18 protein-coding genes are annotated in these 24,771 nt (G+C 35.8%); 1 reads left to right on the top strand and 17 read right to left on the bottom strand.

Translation table 11 applies throughout. From position 1 onward, the window contains the following. Positions 1 to 130: 130 nt before the first annotated feature. The 4 genes from MKY17_RS05385 to MKY17_RS05370 form a co-directional block, all read right to left on the bottom strand. Positions 131 to 1,435, bottom strand: coding sequence for a uracil/xanthine transporter (locus MKY17_RS05385; RefSeq protein ID WP_098372596.1), 1,305 nt, complete (start codon positions 1,433 to 1,435; stop codon positions 131 to 133). A gap of 258 nt (positions 1,436 to 1,693) precedes the next feature. Continuing rightward, positions 1,694 to 2,077, bottom strand: a complete 384-nt coding sequence (locus tag MKY17_RS05380; protein WP_286177165.1) for a cupin domain-containing protein — start codon at positions 2,075 to 2,077, stop codon at positions 1,694 to 1,696. Positions 2,078 to 2,203: 126 nt separating this feature from the next. After that, positions 2,204 to 2,968: a (S)-ureidoglycine aminohydrolase gene (gene allE, locus MKY17_RS05375; protein ID WP_098372597.1), complete on the bottom strand. Its 765-nt coding sequence runs from the start codon at positions 2,966 to 2,968 to the stop codon at positions 2,204 to 2,206. Between the two features lie 457 nt (positions 2,969 to 3,425). Then, positions 3,426 to 4,778, bottom strand: a complete 1,353-nt coding sequence (locus tag MKY17_RS05370; RefSeq protein ID WP_098372598.1) for an allantoinase — start codon at positions 4,776 to 4,778, stop codon at positions 3,426 to 3,428. Between the two features lie 547 nt (positions 4,779 to 5,325). Between MKY17_RS05370 and MKY17_RS05365 the strand changes: the two genes are divergently transcribed. Next, positions 5,326 to 6,978 (top strand): PucR family transcriptional regulator, encoded by a 1,653-nt coding sequence (locus MKY17_RS05365; RefSeq protein ID WP_179891132.1) that lies wholly within the window; start codon positions 5,326 to 5,328, stop codon positions 6,976 to 6,978. Between the two features lie 446 nt (positions 6,979 to 7,424). Here the strand turns inward: MKY17_RS05365 and MKY17_RS05360 are convergent, their stop codons facing one another. The 13 genes from MKY17_RS05360 to MKY17_RS05300 all read right to left on the bottom strand — a co-directional run bounded on the left by MKY17_RS05360 (position 7,425) and on the right by MKY17_RS05300 (position 23,926). Then, entirely contained in the window at positions 7,425 to 8,675 is a 1,251-nt protein-coding gene (locus MKY17_RS05360; RefSeq protein WP_098372600.1) for an allantoate amidohydrolase, read from the bottom strand. A gap of 207 nt (positions 8,676 to 8,882) precedes the next feature. Beyond that, positions 8,883 to 9,773, bottom strand: a complete 891-nt coding sequence (locus MKY17_RS05355) for a sugar phosphate isomerase/epimerase family protein (protein ID WP_286177166.1) — start codon at positions 9,771 to 9,773, stop codon at positions 8,883 to 8,885. Between the two features lie 180 nt (positions 9,774 to 9,953). Then, positions 9,954 to 11,711 carry a thiamine pyrophosphate-binding protein gene (locus tag MKY17_RS05350; protein WP_098372602.1) on the bottom strand — a complete coding sequence of 586 codons (1,758 nt, stop codon included), beginning with the start codon at positions 11,709 to 11,711 and terminating at the stop codon, positions 9,954 to 9,956. Further along, on the bottom strand, positions 11,712 to 13,166 hold the full coding sequence (locus tag MKY17_RS05345; RefSeq protein WP_179891133.1) for a four-carbon acid sugar kinase family protein: 1,455 nt from the start codon (positions 13,164 to 13,166) through the stop codon (positions 11,712 to 11,714). Positions 13,167 to 13,199: 33 nt separating this feature from the next. Continuing rightward, on the bottom strand, positions 13,200 to 14,147 hold the full coding sequence (locus MKY17_RS05340; protein WP_098372604.1) for a transketolase family protein: 948 nt from the start codon (positions 14,145 to 14,147) through the stop codon (positions 13,200 to 13,202). 1 nt (position 14,148) lies between these two features. Then, positions 14,149 to 14,973: a transketolase gene (locus MKY17_RS05335; protein WP_286177167.1), complete on the bottom strand. Its 825-nt coding sequence runs from the start codon at positions 14,971 to 14,973 to the stop codon at positions 14,149 to 14,151. A 268-nt stretch (positions 14,974 to 15,241) separates the two neighbouring features. Beyond that, complete coding sequence (locus MKY17_RS05330) at positions 15,242 to 15,997, bottom strand: IclR family transcriptional regulator (protein WP_095391007.1); 756 nt, start codon at positions 15,995 to 15,997, stop codon at positions 15,242 to 15,244. 166 nt (positions 15,998 to 16,163) lie between these two features. Further along, entirely contained in the window at positions 16,164 to 17,546 is a 1,383-nt protein-coding gene (gene allB / locus MKY17_RS05325) for an allantoinase AllB (protein WP_098372606.1), read from the bottom strand. A 132-nt stretch (positions 17,547 to 17,678) separates the two neighbouring features. Next, positions 17,679 to 19,076 (bottom strand): NCS1 family transporter, encoded by a 1,398-nt coding sequence (locus MKY17_RS05320; protein ID WP_098372607.1) that lies wholly within the window; start codon positions 19,074 to 19,076, stop codon positions 17,679 to 17,681. Positions 19,077 to 19,422: 346 nt separating this feature from the next. Then, the gene (locus MKY17_RS05315) at positions 19,423 to 20,088 is read right to left on the bottom strand and encodes a GntR family transcriptional regulator (RefSeq protein WP_260398016.1); all 666 of its coding nucleotides are present in this window, start codon (positions 20,086 to 20,088) and stop codon (positions 19,423 to 19,425) included. A gap of 607 nt (positions 20,089 to 20,695) precedes the next feature. Continuing rightward, positions 20,696 to 21,226: a thiol peroxidase gene (gene tpx / locus MKY17_RS05310; RefSeq protein ID WP_098372608.1), complete on the bottom strand. Its 531-nt coding sequence runs from the start codon at positions 21,224 to 21,226 to the stop codon at positions 20,696 to 20,698. A 145-nt stretch (positions 21,227 to 21,371) separates the two neighbouring features. Then, positions 21,372 to 22,289: a class II fructose-bisphosphate aldolase gene (locus tag MKY17_RS05305; RefSeq protein ID WP_098372609.1), complete on the bottom strand. Its 918-nt coding sequence runs from the start codon at positions 22,287 to 22,289 to the stop codon at positions 21,372 to 21,374. A gap of 305 nt (positions 22,290 to 22,594) precedes the next feature. Beyond that, the gene (locus MKY17_RS05300; protein ID WP_098372645.1) at positions 22,595 to 23,926 is read right to left on the bottom strand and encodes an MFS transporter; all 1,332 of its coding nucleotides are present in this window, start codon (positions 23,924 to 23,926) and stop codon (positions 22,595 to 22,597) included. Between the last annotated feature and the right edge of the window lie 845 nt (positions 23,927 to 24,771).

Here is a 24,771-nt window from a genome sequence, read left to right as displayed (position 1 = left end):
GAGATGTCCAAAGTAGTCTAATATTATATGAACTCCTTTTTTCTTCACTCGTAAAATGAAATCCATTTTTTTAGAATAATCACCTTTTGTTGTTGTTGCTCATTTATTCATTTTCAGGTAGATATATCGGTTACTGCCCGACTTCCAACTTATTTGTTAACTTATTCCAATCAATAAACTTTTCCAAAAAGATCGATATAATGACACCCATAATGAGACCATTTGTAATGAAAGGCTGCAAGAGGACTGGAATACTGCCGAATAATGCTGGCGGGATATTCATAATGCTAACTCCAACCAGGACTGGTCCCGCTAAACGGAGTATCGTTTCAGAGTTGAATAACGTTCCTTTCAGGCTGTTTAATGCGGTCCCAAACAATTGAAGGTATGCGACAAATAAAACAGCGTTACCTATTGTTAGTGGTATTGTTCCTAAGAATCTCCCTAATGGCGGAATAACTCCAAGGAGAGTAAACAAAAATCCGCTTATAATGAATGGCTTTCGTTTAAATAAATTGGTACTTTGTAAAAACCCTATCGTAGATGTAAATGGTGTAAAAGGGACCAAGCCAAAAATCGAAGTGATAAACGCAAAAATACCTGTTATAAAAATAGATCTCCTGTATTGACTATGTTCCGCCTTTTCCTTGTAAACATCTGCAACAGCTTGAATAGAAGCGAAAGAATTCGTTAAATTCAGAAGGACCGCAAAAAAGGAGACAAAAATAATACCAATATTCAAGTTTGGAGTTCCAAGGGGAAAGAAAGTGAATTCCATACCTGAAGAGCTAGCCGTCGGAAGATCTGAAGGGAAAATAATTCGATATAATGACCATCCTACGATAATTCCGATCAGGATTGAGAAATTGCCTAGTATTTTCCCTCCTTTAATCCTTAATAAGCCAACGAAGATAACAATCAAGATTGAAAACAAACTGACAGGGAGATCAATCGTTCCACTTTCGGTTATTTTAAACATACCTTTGAAGAAAATAAAGATGAGCTGAAAGGTTAGCAAAAATATATAAACACTTATCACCATCGGCTTAATTACTTTTTGTATGATATAAATCAGGTTAAAAGCCGCAAGCAATACGGTTACAGCTCCAGCCAGCAAAATACCTGTTGCAATTCCTCCTCCTACGGTTGCAAAATCCAATCCGAGTGCAGATGCAGAGATGCCCATATTTATCATCAGACCCCACATTAACCCCGAATGGCTGTCCAATAATGGATAACGATGCCCAATCCAGGCCTGCAGAATACAGGATATGCCTGTAAAGATAAAGGAGCATCTTATCGTCATTTCAATTGTTTCTGTAGGAAGCTGGAATGCTGCTCCTACAGAAATTGGTACGACAACCGTATTGGCAAAAATAAAAAAAAGCCACTGTAAAGAGGACAATAATGTTACAGTAACTCCTTGCTGTGTCATCTTAATCATCACCATTTCCGATTTCTGGATTTTTGTAAAATCTGTTTGCGAGTTTTTAAGGAAGCCAGTTCTTAAAAGTATTGATTTCCTTTGGAATCCATAGTTTCTTCGTAAAAATTACAAACCATCTCTTTTTATTAATAAAAATATAAGCGAAGCGCTGTCTTCATTACAATCGCTTCGCCTTAATCACTTTTTTTGTTTTTTGAAAGAAGAAACTTAAATTATTTTGTAATTGTTTAATAATCTTACCTTTTTCTAATATCTTGTTATATCCATAGGCAATGCCCCTGCAGCAAAGCCTACAAACATGAATCGACTGTTTCCTGTATTACGCATTCCATGAATTTGATTAGGCTTGGCCAATACTACCATTCCTTTTCTGATCGTAATCTCATTCTCTAAATCAGGAAAGTATGTTCCTTCCCCCTCAATGCAAACCCAAATGTCATCAACATTCGAATGGGAGTGTAAAAATACTTCCTGCTCAGGTTCAAGACACCAAACTGCCCCAACAGTTTTATCCGTTTCATAGAAATAATTTTTTTGTGGTGCATCCGAATCGAATTTTGCTATTTTATCGATTTCAAAAACTCTTTCCTCTATTATCGACTTTTTGTTCAAAATTACATTCTGGTCCATATCTCAGCACCTCTTTAATATTTAATGGTTTTGAATTACACTTACCAGATCTCCCTAAAATACAATTCTGCCCGCATTAAATCTCTTGAAGTCTACGCATTCCTTCTAAGTGATGTGACCTTTTTTTTACAAGGATGCATCACGATTACAATCTTTAGAGTAAACATATGTTAAATTTTCTCTTCCTACCGCATAGGCTGCTTGATGTACATATGGACCCATAAAAATGTAATCTCCTTTCTTTACAGGAACCCACTGATTATCCAGATTATACATCCCTTCTCCCGAGAGTAAGTAGGCGCCATGTTCTTGCACATGTGTTTCGATGAACGGATGAGATGCAGCAGGATCAAAGGATAGAATATGAAAATTCATATCAAAATCTATATCAGCAGGCAAAAGATCTTTAAGATGGACATTATGCATATCATCATAAATCCTGAATTCAATTTTGTTCGCATGGTTTGAATAAACCCATGGCCTCCGTCCTTCAAGTGGACGATACTTCTGCTTATATAGGAATAGTTTAGAATCTCCATCCAATTGGTTTTCTAAATACATTTTTGTTCCTGGCGGACAGTATAAATAACCGCTTTCATCGAGGACAAACTCTTGTTCACCTGCAGCAGCTTTTATTTTTCCTTCAATAACATATACAAATGTCTCTACATCTTCTTGTCCGCCAAACCCCTCGCTGTTCCTTCCGTCCTTTTGCATTGTCACAATGTAATCGACAAAGCTTGCTCCAAGCTTTGGAGAACCCAAAATGGAAATGATACAATTCTCAAATCCCGGAACAACATTATTAACCAATCCTTCAGGTGCAATTAAAGCATATTTACCGTGCTCAATTATTGATCTGCTTGCTAATAAATCTTTAGGATAACCCATCTTTTAAACTCTCCTTTTAATCGTATTTTGTGAGCTAATTCATATGACTCCAATCAACGTTTTAATCGTGAGCCAATGCGCCCTTTGAAAATATGTAACTCATGGTGTGCCCTGTTCCCGATATAGATCACCTTATAATTGAAGCTCTTTTCATATATTATTAGCTTGTGTCAGAAACAGTTAAGTCCCTTATATAAATATTAACCGCTTTCATTTAATTAGTCTTTATGCCTAATCGATAAAAACGTTTTATATTTTTGTCTATTATAGATAAAACAATTTATCTTCTTATTTCTTCATCCATGACTTTTTCTTTTAGGTAATCAGGTTCTAGTTTCTTACAGGCTTCTTTTGCTTTTAAGATTGTGTAAGCCTAAAATAAATGTCTGAAAAAGACTCATCCATAATAAGCTAATAAAATGAATGGAGATTTTCTCAGTCCTATAGCTTAACAATCCTAGATTTTAATTTTTTCCACAGTGGTAATGCTTCCATTTTCAAAAACAATAGCCCCATTGACGATTGTTGTCGTTACTTGCCCTTTGAATGTCCTGCCAACATAAGGCGACTGCTGATGGCGGTAGAACAAATTTTCCTTTTTCAGCTCGAAGCTTCTGTTCAGATCAACTATCGCCAGATCAGCGTCGCTATCAACGGCTATTATCCCTTTATGGGGATAAAGGCCAAATAACTTAGCTGGATTCGTGGATGTTAATTCAACAATTTTCCCCAGAGGAAGATTACGGTTGAAATGCCCCTCTGTCAACATAATATTGAGTGTAGATTGGGCACCGGAAATCCCACCCCAGGCACTGAAAAAGTCTTCATTTATTACTTCCTTCATAGATGGAGGTGCTGGTGAATGGTCGGATGCTATTACATCAATTTCACCGTTTGCTACAGCTTCCCATAATTGTTCTACTTCTTCATCATCACGCAGTGGAGGGCAGCATTTTGCCAATCCGCCTTTTTCCTCTAAGTCTTTTAATGTCAAAGATAAATAATGGGGGCATGTTTCTACCGTAATATCCAGGCCTCTTTGCTTTGCCTGATTGATGACATCCACTACTTTCCGGCTGCTCGCATGAACGATATGCAGTTTACAACCTGTAGCTTCTGCATATGAAATTATTCTTCTTACCGCTTCAATTTCGGAAATTATCGGTCTTGAATCTACGAAGTCTTTTGCAGTCGTTTTATTTTGTCTTTGTTTTTCTTGTGCAAGCTGATCACAAATGACTGTACTTTCAGCATGAACGGCTAAAAGTGAGCCTACAGAGGCAATTTCTCTCATCCCTTTAAAAATCGTAATATCATCGACATGATTGAAATCGACAATTCCGCTCGGTGACATAAAAGCTTTAAATCCAATTACTCCATTTTCATCAAGTTCCTTAATATTCTCAATATTTTCTGGTATAAGCCCACCCCAAAAGCGGCAATTGACTACCGACTTTTCTTCGGAGCAAGCTCTCTTTAATTCCAAATATTCTTTATTGATCGTTGGTGGTGTACTGTTCAATGGCATATCAAAATAGGTTGTCACCCCACCTGCCGCTAAACTTCTGCTACCAGTTTGAACACCTTCCCACTCAGTTCTGCCTGGCTCGTTGAAATGAACATGAGTATCAATTAATCCTGGGAGGATGTGCTGCCCCTCAACATTAATTTCTCTTGTTGCTATAGCATCAATATTTTTTCCGATGGACACTTCTTTAATTTTCCCTTCCTTAATTGCAATATCTCCTTGAACAATCGAATCAAACATTACAAGATTTCCATTTCTAATGATTAAATCATATGTAGCCATAGGTTCATTCCTTTCTATGGGAAATCAAATTTTATAAGAACTATTAAGGCCAATCCTCTATTACAGTTGCATAATGAAGAAACCCGCCAAGGCGGTCAATAATGAGTGTACTTTCCCCTTCAACGTTTATTCCTGCCTAAAAGTGTTTTTTTAATATTCGGACTATTTTACTGACTGTTTCACATTCCCATCAATTAAGCCCCTTTAACCACATCCTCTCGTTTCTGTACTTTTCTTGAAGCAAATAACTCCTTATTGACAAAAACAATTTTAACCATTGCAAAAAATTATGATTGTATGCGCTTCAAAATATAAATATAGTTGCTAAATATAATAAAAACTTGAGATTAATGGAATGTAAAAAAAATCTTGAAAACAGTTTCATTAACCTTTAATCCTCTATACAATTGATTATAAGCGGATTAATTCACAAAATCATTATGCGATGTAAACAATTACCATTTAAATTTTTGTCCAAATTTAACAACATTTGTTTTTCTTCCCTTTATAAAAAAAACTGACAAAATGTAGAATTAGAAGGTGTATGATGAAAAAGGTAGAAGATTTATTTATCGTTGATGTGTTTCAAGAAGCCAAAATTATTGCTGGACATGCCGGACTTAAAAGGAAAGTAGAATCAATTGAGATTTCAGAAACACCAGATGCCATCAATTTTTTAGCTAAGAACTCCCTATTATTGACAACAGGATACGGTTTTAAAGACGACCCTCATGCATTATGCAATCTCATTTCCCAAATTAATGAACTTCCATGTGCAGGGATTGCCATTAAACTTAAAAGATTCATTGATAAGATACCGCAGGATGTAATCGAATTAGCTGACTCATTAGAATTTCCAATTATTCAAATTCCAGAGACATTAACATTAGGTGCGGTTGCTCATCAATTATTAAGCTTTATATGGGATAACCAAATTGAAGAGTTATTTTATGCGATGCATATTCACAAGGAATTTACCAATATGATGATAAAAGGCTACAGTCTGAATTCTTTAATTGAAAATCTTGGCTCCCTATTAAAATGTCCTGTTCTCCTACTAGATCCTATTGGTGATGTGACATCCTTTTCTCATCATTTTCGTACAGGAAATATGAAAATCGTTATGAAAAATGTTCAGGAACACATTAAAAGTGATATAGAAACATACCTAGAGAAAAACCAGTTCACAATCGATATCCAAAATACTGACATTTCTATAAAAATGTTTCGGGTAAAAACTATGCGTCCCTATCCATATTTACTATTAATTCTTCACCCTGAGAAGCTTTCATACCCATCTTCCCAATTAGCTATAGAGCAAGCATCAACAGTCATTTCGTTCACGCTGCTTAAAAACGAGGCTATTAGAGAAAATAGTCGTTTGTTAGAAAATAACTTTTTTGCTTCCCTTGTTGATGGAAAGATTTCTAACAAACAAGAAATTATTCATAGGGGAAAACAGCATGGCTTAATCGACAATATGAAATACGTATGCATTGTATGTAAGATTGATGATAATAAACAAAACGCTTTACAAAAAAGTGCAGATATTATGAATAGATTATACGACTATTTATATAAATTTTTACACAAATCATTTTTAAAAATAGATACTAACAACATCGTTTTTATGAAAGATGGATATTTTGTTATTTTGATGCAATCTCCTCTGAATATTAATGATTCGATTAAAAGCATAATAGAAGAAAGGCTGAAGGAATTCCAGAATGAGGCTTATTCAAATCTGAAAATTTCGTTATCGTTTGGAGTTGGTAACTTTTCTAATGACCTTACCTATATCCACCTTACATACGAAGAGGCAGTGGAAGCATGGACACATGGGTCTGAACTGTTTCAAAATAAATTTATAAACTTTTACGAGACCAAGCAATTAACCGAACTGATTCGGTTAATTCCCGAAAAAGATTTAAAAAAATTTTATGAGAATACTTTACGTTCTTTATCCTATCCGAAAAATAAAGATGAAAAAGACTTAGTTAATACCTTATTGGTATATCTGGATAATAATTGTGAACTTGCTATTACATCCAGGAAACTGTTTGTTCACCGTAATACCGTTAAATACCGAATTGCCAAATGTGAGGACATTTTGAATTATTCCGTCCATGATTCAAAAAACTCACTTCATTTACGTATAGCTTTACTCATGTATTCAATTTTCAGAGATGACAGTGATTAATAAGTAATTGTAATTACTAAAAACAGGTATTGACTGAAGGTAAACTGCCCACGCAGACAGAGATCAATTTGATGAGTAAATCTCGACTTTTTATCTGGAAGTGACGCTACAAAATCCTTGAATCATGGAGGAATCCAGGAATTTCAGTGACTTTTTTATGAACATGATAAAGATTCCATACAGAACTCCTTTTGTACGCATGACTGTTTCATCGCATGAAAGGTCTCTGTCTTAAATATATTTCTTTATCGAATGAGCTTTTCGAAGGATTGGAACCTTATAGGAAAATGCTACTGATAACAGTTGACTGATTTGTTCAAGAGGTACTAATTGAAATGTATTCATTTTGAAAAAACTCGTGATCCGATACAGTCGGATCACGAGTTTTTTTGTAAGTTCTCTTTTAGTTAGTAGTCTTATATTCTCCACAAAATCTTATAAGTCCCTCAATATTGTTTTGTAGCTATCTTAATTACTGTAGAGTAAAGAACTCTAGCTCCTACACCCATATCTTCTACAGTAACGAATTCATCAGGGTGATGACTAAGACCATCTTTACAACGAACAAAAATCATTGCAACATTCGTTACATCCGCCATAGCCATTGCATCGTGACCAGCACCACTTACAAGACTGATAACGCTACCATCCAGTTCGATAATGGACTCCTCGATTACTTTAATCAATTGTTCATCACAGTATACAGGATCGGCTTCCATGACTTGCTCAAAATAGATTTGAAGTCCTCTTGCTTTTGCTACTCTTTCACTTTCAGTTATTATAGCATCAATGGCTTTTTTCTTACGATCCACATTTAAATCACGGATATCCAGCGTGCCTGTTACAAGGCCAGGTATTACATTACTAGCACCCGGACTTACAGTAAGTTTGCCAACAGTCGCCACTAATGGTTCATTTTGGATAGCGATGTTCTCAATGTAAGAAATGAGATCACTAGCTCCTAAAAGTGCATCTTGTCTAAGGGCAACAGGAACTGTACCTGCATGTCCTGGTTTCCCGATAATCTCAAAATAAAATCTTGTAGCACCAGCAATCCCACGAACTATGCCCACAGGTTCATTCTCCTTCTCAAGCACAGGCCCCTGTTCGATATGAAGTTCCAAATAAGCGAGAAGTTCTTCTGGAGTACGACTAGCTTTTTTATAAGCATATGGGTCAGCAATACCAATTCCTTTTAACGCTTCAGCAATTGTTATTCCTTGTTCATCTGCCCTTTCTAAATCTTCAGCAGTAAAAGTTCCTGCAATCGCTTTACTACCGAGGAAAGTTGAGTGGAACCTTACTCCTTCCTCATCACAAAAACCTACCACTTCGATTGGATTGTATAACATAATGCCATTATCCTTAAGAGTTTGAACAACCTCTATTCCAGTTATAACTCCTAAAATACCGTCATATTTACCTGCTTCAATCACGCTATCTAAATGTGAACCAATCATTAAAACTGGAGCTGTAGGATCTTTCCCTTCATAACGTCCGATTATATTGTTAAGAGCATCTTTTCTTACCGTCATCCCAGCTGCTTTCATCCACTCTTCAACTAGACTTTCTGCTTTTAAACTTTCAACTGTGAAAGGTAGTCTAGTGACACCAACAGATGTAGATGAACAAGCAGCAAGTTCTTCGGTCCTAGTGTTGATTCTTATAGCATCAACATCCTTCTGAAGTTTAACCAATCGATCACTTCCTTGCCAATTTAATCTCTAAGAAAAATTTTGGTTATTTATTACAAAATCCAGTTACTTAATGCAAAGCCATATTAACACCTTATTTAGTCGTTGCTCAATAGGAATTCTGCATGATAAGCTAATTAAATGTTAGATTAAACGGTGACAAGCAAAAGTGCTTGTCACCGTTTAGTACATATCGTAAATATATATAGGCTAACTAACTAAACGCCCTTTTTTTGAATGTAATAATGACCATGCATCAATGAGAGTACGTTTTGACTGTGCAATTACAATATCTGATGATTCTGTACCTACAGGTTTTACTTCAAAAGCGACTATATTCTTTATACCCTCACCGATGTAACCAATTTCTAATAGAGAACGTAAATACTCCGCTAATTCAGAAACATCAACTTCACTTCCTGGATATCCGAAACGCGGATGCTGATCGCCGTAAGCAGGATCAGAAGTATCTTTGATATAGCAATTTCCAATATGGGCATGGTTAATATAATCACGAGCAACCGTTAATGCATCACGAGACGTTTCACGTTGCATTGGTAAATGACTTAGATCAAGCATTAAACCGAAAGTAGGATCTACTTTACGAACTTCTTTTGCAACTTCAACAGCAAGTTTATTCGAACCGATTAGACACTTCTTATCAGTCTCATCATCAAATGTTTCAAGCGAGAGTACTAAATCACCTTTAGATTTTGCATAATCGCATAATTCTTTGATAGAATTCGTTAGTAATTGTAATGCAACATCTTGTTGAGTATCTGGTTTAGCCCCACTTAAGAAACCAAGTTTAGCAGCATTTACTTCGTAAGCTTGATCAATTCCGCCTTTTACTAAATCGATAGCCCTTCTACGCTCAGCTTCATCAAAAGAATTAAGGTTTCCTTTATTTCTTAATAGAATCGGTTGTGCACCAAATCCTACAGTCATTCCACCAGATTGTAAAATTTGAGTAGCCTCTTTACGTTCTTCAGGATTGTTAATAGATGTAATTTCAATTCCAGAGAAAAAATCATCTTGTACAATTTTCTTAATTGTATCAACAGTTGGGCCATCTCCACCCATTGTTTCCGGATAAGCCATAAAGTGAACAATTCCTACTTTCATAGAATTATGAAGATTCGCTGACATTGTTTCGCCGATTTTTCGGCTTCCCTCCTTTAATAAACCATTATTTAAGTACAGTCAATATTACTAATATATTTTTTGAAGCAATAGGTACTATCCCATTGCTTCAAAAAATCACTCCCACCAAAGTAATGATTATTTAGAATAATCAATTTTTTCAGAGTATTTGAATCCATTAAGTGCACCGTTGTTAGAGAATTCGCATGCGTTCTTAGGATCTGGATCAACTATAACTTCGATTAAATATGGTTTACCTGAATCAACTGCACGTTGTAGCGCTGGTTTGATATCATCATAATGTGTAACAAGCTCACCACGAACACCCATGCCTTCAGCCGTTTTAACAAAGTCGATTCCTCGCTCTTCATTATCACATAATTCATTTTTGTAAATTAAGTCCGTAGAAATTTGGCGTTCATTATAGAACCAGTTTTGTTGTTGACGAATTAATCCCATTAATGAGTTATTCATACAGAAAATAATTACCGGAATATCATGTTTTGCAGCTGTAGCAATGTCCTGTAATGACATACCTAAGCTTCCATCACCAAGGATGTTTACACTTTGTCTTTCAGGGAATGCAAGTTTCGCTGCCATTGCTGCACCAAGGCCCCACCCCATTGTCCCCGCACCACCAGTTAATAAGTATGTTCTTGGTACATACGTTTCAAATAATTGAGAGGACCAGATTTGGCTGATACCGCAGTCATGTGATACGAAGGCATCGCGATCTAAGAATTCACGAAGTTCTCGCAATGCACGCTCTTGTCTGATTGGAAGTGTTGTGTAATCCGTTTTACGTGCCCATTTCTTACGCTCTTCAGTTAAGTTAACTCTAGTACCTACTTCGGCAGTTGCAGCTACATGGGCACCAAGTGCTTTATGGGCTTCTGTAAGTTTAATCATGAATGTTTTAACATCAGAAACGATACCTAAAATCGTTGGTACAACTTTACCAATTTCCTTATTATCAAGATTTACGTGGATAATTTTCTTACCGTTTTGTGTGAATACCGAAACATTACCAGTTGAACGATCAGCGAAACGTCCGGCAAGGTTGATTACTAAGTCAGCTTCAACAATTGTTTTGTTACCGAATGGAGTATCAAGCATCGTTCCCATACGTCCAGCGAATAAAGGGTGATCGTTAGGGAAAGTATCCATCCCCATGCCAGAAGTTACTACAGGGATTTGCAGTTCTTCAGCTAACGCTTTTAATTCAATGGTAGCGTTTGCAATGTTGACCCCTCCACCAGAAAGTAAGACCGGTCTTTTAGCATCTTTTAATAATTCTAGTGTTTTCTCTATATCAGCGTCAGAAGCTTGTGGTAAGTTATCGACTGGAGTAGAAGCGATAAGCTCATCTAGGTCTACTTCTATTTCTACTTTTTGTTGATCAATTGGTAAATCAAGAAGGACTGGACCTTTTCTGCCAGTAGTTGCTGTTACCCATGCTTCATGAATAAATTCAGCAGTTTTCGAGCCGTCAGTTAAACGGTAAGCAGCTTTCGTTACAGGTTTTGCCATTTCAACGATAGGCGCTTCTTGGAATTGCATTGTTCCAATTAGACTATTTTTTTGTTGACCAGTAATTGCTATCATTGGTATGGAATCCATCCATGCACTATAAAGACCAGTTAAGAAGTTAGTTCCACCAGGACCTGATGTGGCAGCACATACACCTACTTCACCAGTTGCTCTTGAATAACCGTCAGCCATGAAAGCACCAGTTTGTTCGTGACGAACAATATATGATTCAATTTTAGTTAATTCTTTTACTGCATCATAGAATGGTAAAATTGCAGCTCCCGGTATACCATAAACGTGTTTCACTCCTCTTTTTTCTAAATACAAGGCAATTAACTCAGCAGCTGTCATTTTTTGTTTAGCCATTTATATCTCTCCCTTTTGATCCTTTTTTATATTTTCAAAGATTTGAGCAATCGAATCTTTATCCCCAACATTGCCTGGAAATACGATATAAGGTGTATCTTTGAACTTAGCTTCACTTCCGGTTAACCATACCGGAACACCGGCGATCGCTTGCCCTAAAATTTTTGCATATTTTATTTCTAAGCCTTCAGTTGCCACATCACTCGAAGTTATACCACCTTTTGCCATGATAAATTTCGGCTTTACTTTTAGTGAGCGAATAACTTTAACTAAAGAACTTGAAACAGTTTGACTAATTTTTAAGTTTTCTTCCTTATCTTTCGCACTAATTAAATCCCTGCTTGTATAAACAAGCGTATCGCGATTAGAAGAAATATTATGATCTACTAATTGACATACTCGTGTTAGCTCTTCAGTTCTTGTTTCTTTATTTAGAACTTTCACAACATTAATTTCGATTTGTTCAATCGGGTATTTATTCATTAGTGCCTTAATTTGTTCCGTAGTTTTATTCGTGTGAGAACCTACTATAATAAATCCACCATTGTTTTGGTTTTCATCATTTGAAACAATCTCATTAGCTGATAAATATGGACGATCCTGAATTCCCGCAATCGATTTTACAATAGATGCTGCAGTTCTAAACAAGAATTGCTTGCCAGAATCAATTGCTTTAAGGACAGCTAATGATACGATGTCTAAATCATAGTAAGATTTAGCATTTACGATAATAGGAGTATTATTGTTAGCAGATAGTAAAATCTCATAAACTTTATCAATGCCACCAGTATGAATATCTTCAAGTGAAATGATCAAAGCTGACTCTGAAGCTACGCTTCCATTTGTCTTCTCTTCAATCCATTTCGGCAAATTAGCAGTATTGAAACCGAAAACGGAATCATTCGCAAATTCTGTTTCATTTACTGGGACAAGCTGGCCATCCATACCTAAATAATGAATATTATCTATGGTGTAACGATGTGCTTCAAAAAAAGCCGGTATGATTAAATGACCTGAAATTTGTACATCAGCAGTTTTTAATAATTCATCTTGGAGCACATTAATTTCAAGTGGATAATGCCCTCTTAATGTTGAGTCACTTCTACTGATAATTGAATAATTAATACCCATTTCCTTAGTAACGTCAACAATGTTTTGGACAATCTCTCTATTGATGTTTTCCGTTTTTTCTGCATTATAACTTCTTGTGTTTGTTAAAATATAAAGTACACTTCTCTCATCAGATAATCCTTTTTTTATCCAGTCTTTTCCCCAGTCCGTGATGACAAAAATATCATGTACCGTTTGGACACCAGTTGGATCATCATCTAAAACGATAAACTTATGTTTTGTTTGTTTTAAATGAGCTTTGATTTTAGCACGAAGGCTGTCATCCGATTTAGAGAAGAGGTCTAAAGTATCCTTTAAACTTAGATATTGGGTTGCGTTTGACAAAAACCCTCCCCCTTTCATTATCTAAAAATGTGTTTAGCTAGTTACTCTATGCCCTAATAATTCATTTGCAGTAGAAACAATACGGTGTGCTCTTAATTCAAATAAATCAAGTAATTCATCCATTTTTCCAGAAACTCCAAAACGGTCATTTGTACCGATTCTTCTTAATTTAGCTGGTTGGTTTTCTGATAATACTTCAGCAACTGCACTACCTAATCCACCTATAATTGAATGCTCTTCAACTGTGATGACATGTTTTGTTTTCGCAGCAGATGCAATAATGGCTTCTTTATCAATAGGTTTAATTGTATGGATGTGTAAAAGATCGGCGCTTACACCTTGCTTTTCCAATTCACCTACTGCTTTTAGTGATTCATCAAGCATTATCCCGGTACTGATGATTGTAATATCAGTTCCTTCACGGTATTTAATTGCTTTACCTATTTTGAATGGTTCTTCTTTTTTTGTAACGATCGGTACTGGTAATTTGCCAACACGCAGGTAAATTGGTCCGTCATGGTAATAAGCAGCTTCTACTGCTTTTTCCATTTCAACCGCATCAGCTGGAACAATTACAGTCATACGTGGAAGTGAGCGCATTAAAGAAATATCTTCAAGCGGTAAATGTGTTGCACCTTCTTGAGCAGCTGATGTACCAGCGTTATGACCGACAATTTTCACATTGTTATTTGAATAACATACAGAAATTCTCATTTGATCAAATGCGCGCCCAGTAAGGAAGTTTGCATAAGCATTTGCAAATGGTACTTTACCTGCTACTGCCATACCGGCTGCAGTACCTACTAAATCACATTCAGAAATACCGATGTTGAAAAAGCGTTCTGGAAATCTATTTTTATATAGATTTGTCATATTTGATTTTGCGCAGTCCGCGTCAAGTACCACTAAATTGTCATGTTTTTCTCCAAGTCTAATTAGTGCATCAGCAAAACCTTTACGTGGTGCTTCTTGATTTGCCATCTTAAGCCAACTCCTTTAAAGCGATTTCTAATTGCTCTTCATTCGGAGCCATTCCATGCCAATCATGTGTATCTTCCATAAATGAAACTCCCTTACCTTTAACCGTATGAGCTAGAATTGCAGTAGGTCTGCCTTTAGTGCGTTTAGCTTCTTTATACGCTTCATTAACTGCATTAATATCATGACCATCAATCTCAACAACGTGCCAACCGAAAGCTCTAAATTTATCACCAAGATTTTTTACACCTTTTACATTTTCAACAAAATCATCAAGTTGAATTTTATTCCAGTCGATAATCGCACAAACGTTATCAAGATTGTAATGTGCAGTTGTCATTGCCGCTTCCCATACTTGACCTTCTTGTAATTCTCCATCACCTATCATGCAATATGATCTTCTATTGCTACCATCTAGTTTTGCAATTAATCCAACACCATTAGCTACTGATAATCCTTGACCAAGTGATCCTGAAGATATGTCTACACCTGGAATATGCTCTCCACATGGATGCCCATGTAACCTACCGTCAACATCCCTGAATGTCATTAACTCTTCAACCGGGAAGAAACCTTTTTCAGCTAATACTGAATAAAATACAGGTGTACAATGCCCCTTAGATAGGAAGAAACAATCTCGGTCTTGCCAATCTGGGTTTTTAGGATCAACATTCATGTGTTCAAAAAATAGGACGGACATTAGTTCAGTTGCCGATAAGGAACCACCGGGATGACCACTTCCAGCATGGTTCGTCATTTTAACTATGTGCCGGCGAATTGTTTTCGTTAGATTATTATAAAATTTGCCTTTCTCTTTAGAAAAATCCACTATTACTCCTCCTTTTAGTCGCTTAATAAGCAACATAGTTTCATTAAATGATTAAAAAAATAAGTATTTTGTTGCTTATTAACTAACCATGTTTCTTATTTTGATATTATCACCGTTTTTTGAATATTTCAAGTATTTCACCATTAAATTTTTTATAAAAATTTTTCGAAGGCCAAAAGATCAAAGTGCCTATTCGAAGATAAACTTGAATTATTAAATTTCCACAAAAAAAAAGAATTGGTCTTATACCAATTCTTTTTTCACATAATTAATTGTCTGTGTAACCAAGCCTTTTGGAAATCTTTTTACCAATATCCATTATAATTGGTTTAATTTCAGTTAATCTTTCTTCAGTCATTCGGATACTTGGTCCTGATATACTAACAGCAGCAGTAATTTTCTTCCGATTATCAAAAATTGGCGCTGCAATACAGGTGATTCCTTGTTCATTTTCTTCAATTTCTCTACCAATACCTTCGTTCCTAATTTTCCCCAATTCCTTAAAAAAAGATTCTTTATCTATAATCGTTTGTTCAGTATGTTTTGGTAAACCATGCTTGTCAATTATATCTACGATCTCATTTAATGGCAGATGGGCTAAGATTACCTTCCCAACTGCCGTACAGTGCATAGGGGCCCGTCTTCCTACTTGTGAATGTGTTCTAAGGGTTTCACTTCCCTCAAGTTTTTCAATATAGATTACCTCTCCTTGATCATATACGGTCAAGTGGATCACTTCATTAATATGTGATTCTAACTCTTCCAGAAAAGGTTTAGCTTGAGTTCTCAAGTCAATAGATTCAAGTAGCATCGAACTTAATTCTAAATATTTATAGCCTAATCTATATTTTTTAGTTTCAGGATTTTGTTCGATGAATCCATGATCTACAAGAGTACTTAATAGTCTGAATATAGAGCTTTTATTTAAATCTAGGTTGGAGGCCAGCTCAGTAACCCCTATCCCTTCTTTACGCTTGCTCACTAATGAAATAATTGTTAACGCCCTATCTACTGACTTAACCATTTATATTAACCTCCGATTAAATCCTATATTACTGATCCTGTTTCTTTATCTTACCACAAGAGCAATCCACAGACATAATACCAGTCAAAAAATAAAACAAAAAGAAGGTATGACGCCATTAAGTGCAACTTAAGTGCCCTTTTAGGTCAACCTTCTTTACATAACTTTATGCTTGTACGAAACTACTTTTTGCCGAAATGAACTTCCCAATTGGATGACTTACAATCCCTTTCTCAAAATCAAATACTAGTTGTCCCCTTACAAACGTTTTCGTCACTCGACAGTTAATCTTTCTTCCAACATATGGGCTTTGTTGATGGCGGTAATACAAATCTTCTGGCTGAATGGTGTATGATTTATTTGGATCAAGGAGAATGATATCAGCGTCATAGGAAACTTTAATGCTTCCTTTATTTCTTAAGTTAAATATTTCTGCAGGTTTTGTCGCAATCATCTTTGAAAATTGACTTACAGAAACCCCACGATTCTTAACAGCCTCGTCAAACATTAAATCAACATTATTTTGGCAGCCACTAATCCCTCCCCACACATCAAACATATTATTGGTGTTGCTCTGCTTCATTTCTGGGGGACATGGAGAATGGTCTGAGGCCAGGATATCAATTTTCCCTTCCTTAAGAGCTTCCCATAATTTATCTTGTTCTGTTTTAGTACGAAGCGGTGGGGCGCATTTCGCAACAGGTCCTATCCTTTCAAAGGTTTCCATATCTAACGTGAAATAGTGAGGACACGATTCTATCGTAACCTCTTGGCCTAGTTTACGTGCTTTAAGGATTTCTTCAACAGCCTCTTCACTGCTAATATGAACAAAATGTAATTTACATCCAGTCTCTTTACCTAATAACAAAGCACGTTTTACAGCATCAACCTCAGTAAAAATGGGGCGGGACTCTACATAATCTCTTGCTGTTGTCTTTCCTTGTTTTTTCTTTTCAATTGCCAGTTTATCAGTAAGTTCTGCATTCTCAGCGTGTATAGATAAAATATGCCCCAACTCCGATAGCTTTTTCATACCTTGATATAGAGTAAAATCATCAACATTTTTAAAATCTCCAATTTCCTCACTACCACATGTTGCCATAAAACATTTGAAGGCCACAACACCTTCGTTAGAAAGATCCTCTAAATCTCCGAGATTATCAGGAACTAATCCACCATACAAAGCATAATCAACATACGCCTTTTTTTCAGCAGATCTTAATTTTAAATGCAGTGAACTCTTTGTAGTCGTTGCCGGCAAAGCGTTTAATGGCATATCAACAAATGATGTTGTCCCTCCTGCAGCCAGAGCTTGAGTTCCTGTTACAAACCCTTCCCACTCCGTTCTGCCTGGCTCGCAAATATGAACATGGGCATCTATCATCCCAGGCATGACATATTGATGAGCAGCATCTATAATTTCAGCGGATTCTCCGACTATTTCTTTTGAAATTTCTGCAATTTTACCATTAAGTATACCGATATCTAGTTGTTCTACTGTATTTTCAAATACTACATTTCCGTTCTTTATGACTAAATCAAACTTCATTCTACCAACCCCTTTTTTCAATTTTCAGTATATTGACATTGCTCAGCTGCCTTGTTTATTTCATCCTCAGCTTGCATCAATCCATTATAAATAGACAGAGAGAATACACCCTGGAAACATAGAAATACAGGTTTACTTTTCAAAAATAGTACCCTTTTTGAATTTTGAATCTTTAAATGCAAATTTCATCAAAAGCAAATATGCAATACCTGCCACAACAACGCCGATAATCCATGCCAGCTCCACTTTCACACAGGCTGCACCGGCGCCGATAAGCAATGCAAGCACCGCTGCTGGATTATACCCGGCAAATGGACCGTCTTCCTTATACAAATCTGCAACATTTACCTTTTGCTTTCTTAATATATAATATTCGACTAATAATATAGAAACAATCGGTCCTAAAAATGCGGAATATATAAGGATGAAGATTCCAAGACCCTTTGCCGAAGAGTCTTGCACAAGAACCCAAGGGAATGAGCAAAATGCAAGCAGTCCGGTTATGGTAACTGCAGGTTTATATTTCATTTTTGTAAGCAATGTAATAACATAGGTTGGCGGAATAATATTGGCAACCATGTTTACTGCAACCGCACCCAAAACAATAAATGCGGATACAAAGAGTGTAATATAAGAGTTATCCACCACGACCGCAAACGCTTTCACAGGATTGTTGATGCCGGTTGCGGAAGCAAGCATTCCACCGATTGTAAGTGTCAAGCCGTACGCTATTAAAATAGGAAGAAAGTACAAAAACCCGCGTTTTGTGTCGCTAATACCAAATTTCAGCTCCCTTGAATAGTCCGCTGCACTTAAAAAGATAGCCGCATAATTTCCCATAAACATCATGATCAATGCAAAGAAAGGTAAGCCCCATGATCCTTCTGCATGAACCCATTTTTCTGCAATAACATCGCTATAGGAAGTTAGTAGTACACCAAATACATAGAGAAGCGCTAGTACAATAACAATAGACGCAAGCGTTTCCACCCATTTAATGGCATGGAATCCATACAGCGAAAGTCCAATTTGCACCAACTGTAGCACTACAAAGCAAATGCCAACATTATCAAAGGCACCGCCCGTAATGATCTTCGCAATTTCATTTAAGGCAGTACCGCCAATCCAACTTTGAAAACCGTACCAAACGATGGCGGGAATACCGCGCATCAGTGATGATATTATGGAACCTTTCAGCCCAAAGGACATTCTAAGCTGTACAACATATGGTATTCCCGTTCTGTATCCGAGCCTGTCATTTAAAGCAAAAACAGTTGAAATGATACCAATTGCCATGATAGCTGCGGCAAATGTCTGAAAGATGTTTAACGTAGCGATTCCCGCTACAATTATACTAGCTCCAAGCGTCATATTACCTAGATTAACACCGTCACCAACCCACATGAAAATATAGTCTAACGGACTTACCGTCCTACCTTCGTCAGTTTTCGGATTAAGTGATTCATCCACACCCGTATCATGTTGGATCTGCGTTTCTTGTGGAACATAACTTTCTAAATTTGTAGACATGATACATCCAACCCCTTTTCTATTGTTTGCCGCATTTTAATGCATTGGTTAACAAGTTAGGTCTTAGATGTTTGCCAAGGCTATGATATGATACAAACTTCCTTCTAAGTGGTCTTTACTTTTCTTCATTCAGCAGGAATTAAAATGCGAATTTGTTTTGTTAAAAGTACTATTTCCCATCGAATACTCGAGGCATTGTCGCGCATTAAGCAACAACGTTTCTTCAAAATCGCAAAAAAACAACATGACAACTACTTTATATTTGCAAATGATTTCGAAAGACAGTATCACCTCCTTAAAAACCTCTGTTAGTAAGCGCTTTCAATTATCATATATCAATTTACAATTAAAGAAATATATCTGACAAGGAAGACGATATCTGTAATTCCTCATTAAAATGAAGATTTGACTCAATTTCACTAAGATGAATGAGAGATAAGCGTTCTGCAAGATCACCATCCCTTTGCTTAATAGCATTAAAAATTTGCAAATGATCGTGAGAACCACATGTTTCCATTTTACTTCTTCCATAGATTGCTATAATCACATAAGTTAGGGAAATTAAGTCTTCGAGATATTGATAAAAATACGAATTCCCTGCGATTTCAGCTATTTTTAAATGAAAATCCCCAGATATTTTTAAAGATTCATAAAAATCCAGACTACCATAAATATGTCGTTCTTCTTCAACTAGAGTCTCTAGTTCTTGTAATTGTTCCTCGTTATAGAGTCTGCATGCTCTTCGAACTGCTTCCCCTTCTAAGATTCTCCTCATTTCAAATACTTCTTTTGCTTCTTCAATTGTTGAACAAGAGACAAAGGTACCTTTATGCTCTTTGATTTTCACTAATTTTTCATATTCCAATCTGCGCAGGACATTTCGAACAGGAGTACGGCTTACGCCAAACGATTCAGCAAGATCCTTTTCTATTAGTTGCATATTTGGCCGAAGCTTTTGCTGGATAATAGCTTGCTTGATTTTTTTATAGATATCTATTTCTAAACTATTCAACACTTTATACCTCCCCTCAATGAAGAATTCAAAATTGAATGCAGTATTGTATACAATACTGGGTAAAAAAATTTGAAAGGGATGATTTTACTAAATTTTATATAACCTGATCATTTAAATTAAGTTGTTTAACATGCTTCAATCTGTCTGTTTTCAAAAATCAGTGCCAAAATTTAAAAATCTAGCGCCCTCGTTGTCTCTTAATAAGCAACGACGTTTCAACTAGTGAGTAAAAAATATAACATTTTATTCTATATTTAATAAATTCTTCACATTTTTTATACTATCACCACTAACTTAGTTTTTCAACAAAAAAATATAATATTCAGAATATTCAAGACTTCTTATTTACAAAAATTAAATACTATTATCATAGCAGAATGCAGTTTTTACTTTAAGCCTATTCCTTTAAGGTAATAACAACTTTTTGCACCTCACCACCACATTTTAAAACAATATAGGAGAAGAGGCTGACCTTTTGTAAGGCAGCCTTTCTATTATAAAATAAAATGAGAAAAAAAGATTTTGATGGAGTAACATTTTACTTCTTAGGTTTAATGAAAAACAATATGCGTTCTTTAAACATGTTGTATATTGCTTACTTATATCACTTTTTAACTTTTATAAATGACTTAATTGCTTTTAGAGCTGCTTCATAGTTCGGATGTTCCGTAATTTCCGGAACGTATTCAACATACTGTACAATATCTTTTTCATCCACAACAAATACTGCCCGGCATTCTAAACGATGTTCCTTTATATATGTCCCATAAGCCGTTCCAAATGACATCTTAAAATGATCTGAAAGGGTTTGGGCTTGTTCTATTCCTGCTGCTCCACACCATCTTTTTTGTGCAAATGGAAGATCTACACTAATTGTTAACACTTCTACATCATTTCCTAGATTGCTAGCTAATTGGTTAAATTTCCGTGTTTGTGCGTCACATACTCCTGTATCAAGAGAGGGAACACATGAGATAAGGCGGACTTTCCCTTTTGAATCTTCAAGTGTAACTTTTGAGAGATCGTTTGCTAATACTTCAAAATTTGGCGCTTTCTCACCAACACGAATTTCATTCCCAATCAACGTAACTGGATTACCAGCAAATGTTACTATACTTGATCTTTCTAAAGACATATTATTTTTCCTCCTATTACCTTAGCAATTCTTCTAAAAAAGTTATCTTCAACTATAAGCAGTATAGCCATCTATTATGTGGTTAAGGGTTTATCTATGTGTCTAAAATAAGGGGTACAGTTCAAAGTTAATATCATATTGCTTCTTAAACATAGTAGGAAGCGCTATCACTACTTATTAAAAAGTTTTCAATTTTTTCTTTTACTACGTTCTGAACTGCGTTTTGGACTAAAGTCACTGTTTCAGTCGGTAGTTCCGACCACTCTTTTTCTGTAACATGATTTTCTCGATTAAGAGTTTTTATCATCATATGTTCTAAATCTGTTGCAATATTCACTTTACTAATTCCACCATTAGGAATTTGAATTACATTCTTAATCATCTCTGAAGGAGTGCCTGAACCGCCATGTAACACTAAAGGTACAGATGTTAATGCACGAATTTCCATTAAACGTTCAATATCAATTTTTGGATCTTTAACAAGATAAACCCCATGTGAAGTTCCGACAGAAACCGCTAATGCATCAATACATGTCTCTTCTACAAACTGTTTTGCTTCTTCAGGCTCTGTAAATAGCTCTTCATCAACGTCGGTTTCAATAAAGTCGGTTGTCCCTATCTTGCCTAATTCAGCTTCAACAGTTACGCCTCTTGAATGTGCATACTCGACAACCTTTTTTGTTATCTCAATATTTTTCTTAAATGGCTGCTCTGATGCATCAATCATAACAGATGTAAAACCAACTTCGATGGCTTCAGCAATTACATTGATATCCTTCGTATGATCTAAATGTAACACAGCAGGAATCGTAATATTCTCCTCTTGGATCACACGATAAAACTCTCGGCTAAATTCCGCTAAATTAATTCCATATCGTTCCTGCTCCCTCTCAGAAGTTTGAACAATAACCGCAGATTTCTTTTCTTGGGCCGCTCTAAGTATAGGAGCTACCATCTTTGTAGCTCTAGGGGTAAACGAACCAACAGCAAATTGATTTTGCGTAGCTACTGCAAGTACCTTTGTTAATGAACTAACATTGTTTGGTTTTAAATTTACTTTCATTCATTCAAACTCCCTTACAAGATGATTTAACTTATTTCGTTCATTCACGCACTATCTGTTACTTAATAAGCAACATTGTTTCCTTTTAATTTTAATTGCTTTTCTGAAAATTCCAACACCTTTTTTTTCCTCTTCCTTACCCACTATCTGAAAAAAAGCGTCTGCATTTCTATGTACGAGGATTCGCCATCTGACAGCCACTTATCAACAAGGGTTTTGTAAATATAATGCTATTACCATGTAAAAAAACATTCTCGGCAAAGATAAATGAACCCATTTACTTACTGATAAATTTGCAATTCAAATTAAGCTTCTACTATTGTTTCTGAATTTAATGAATTTTCTTTTTCGGTATTATTGCCAATCGTAAGGGCAATAATTGCTGCAACAATCATTGCTGCAATCATTAATATGAAAGTTGAATTGTAAGAACCACCGCTGCTTTCAATCATATAACCCATAAGTAACGGGGAGATAAAACCTGCAATTGATCCGAAACAGTTAACAGTAGATGAACCTGCAGCCATTATTTTTGCAGGAAGTGTGTCAACAACCAGACCCCAGAATGCTCCTTGAGCTAAGAACATGAAGAATGCTGCAACACATTGATACGTAATGACCACTGCAGTAGAAGTAGATTGAAGCATTAATAATAATGCTAACCCACTAATTACAGCATTAGGGATAAACACCCATTTCCTCTTTCCTTTTACTTTATCTGACAAGTACCCACCAAGAACAATGGAAACTGTACCTACTAAATACGGTAAGGCGCTGAAAATACCAGTATCCATTAAAGAAAGCCCTCTAACATTTATCAGATATGATGGAAGCCAAGAAGTGAATCCCCAGAAAGTAATATCAAAGAAGAACCAAATGAACGCCATTTGCCATAAAATCGGTTTTCTAAATAGTTCCTTAAAGGAAACTCCTGAGTTCTTTTCTTCATTCGATTTTTCAAACTGAATGTCTTCATCTAATTCTGCAAGCTCATCTTTCGTCATTTTAGGATGATCTTTCGGATTATCTTTGAATTTAAACCAGATATACAGACCGAGTATAATGCCCGGAATACCCATTACGATAAAAACTGTACGCCATCCAAATGCCCCAATAATTGCTGCTGCAGCAATAGCAGCAATTGCCGGTCCTAAAGTATTAACTGTTGACTGAATTCCAGTAGCTGTTCCTCGTTGCTTACTAGGAAAGTAATTAGCTATTCCTTTATAAGCAGCACCTGGTAAACATGCCTCACCTAAACCGAAAACGAATCGAATGAGTAACATAAGTGGATAAGAAAAAATAAAACCAGTCAATGATGTGAAAATTGACCACCAAACAATCGCAATGCTCATCACACGACGAAAGCCAAATTTATCTGATAACATCCCGCCCGGAATTTGGAACAGTGCATACCCCGCAAAGAAAATACTTAACAGTAACCCTTGAGCTGTTGCCGTTAAATTAAGATCTTCACCAATATAAGGCAATGCAATAGTGATAACCATTCGATCCAGGAAAGAAAACAGCCAACATAACCATAATACGAATAAGACAGTATAACGAACTTTCCATTTAGATTTCTTTTTCATCTGCAGTTGTTTGTTCATTAAACAAAACCTCCTGAATGATTTCATTTCCATCATGTAAAGTTGTGCCTTTTCTAAACTAGTTACGATGTTACAGTCTAAAACACGGGACATTACCAATGATAACTTTTATACAAGCGCTTACATTTCTTCCATTCCAAAAAATAAATTATTAGCATATTTACATCGCTTTGGTGTTAAAAGCAAGTTTTATTTAATATTATTTCCTTTCAAAGAAGCGCTTTCAAATCATTTTTCTCACCCCCTTATAAATAGATTTGAAGAATATTAAAACTGAAGATGTATAATCGACACTCGAAGTTTCTTAATAAGCAACATCGTTCCTTTCTATAACCAAAAAATTTTGTATAAAAAGAATGATTAGTTATGTCGATATGTATAACAATCATTGTGCTGATTCATGATGTTTTAGCGTAATAGCAAGAAGGCGTTTTTTAATGTTTCAAATCCCTGTAGACTTTATTTCCTACATAGATCTTTTAGTCCTTCATAATTGGTTTTTAGTTGCTTATTAAGAAACCGAGTTTCACCATAATTCCAATATCATGTTATTTATAATATTCTTACCTGAATTGAATTCTAACATGTGTATGAATCTCTTTCAAGAAAATTCTGAATTTTGTATTTTCATCCATTCTTTTACTAATAATGTAATAGTGATTGATATTCTATTGTATTGATTTTATAAGAGCAGATGAACTTACAAGACACCAGAAATTACCAGATACCTATTTAACAAAGAAATTATAACGGCTTTACCCTATACACGTCCTCGAACAAAAGAAGGGTTCTTTCGCAAACATGACCATGAATACGATGAACATTTTGATTGTTACTTTTGCCTTCGGGCTAGCGAGTATAAATCGCCAAAA

The sequence above is a fragment of the Peribacillus sp. FSL P2-0133 genome (assembly GCF_037975445.1).
Taxonomy (GTDB): domain Bacteria; phylum Bacillota; class Bacilli; order Bacillales; family DSM-1321; genus Peribacillus; species Peribacillus simplex_E.
Note: the sequence above shows the minus strand (reverse complement) of the source record. Positions and strands in the feature narration are given on the sequence as shown.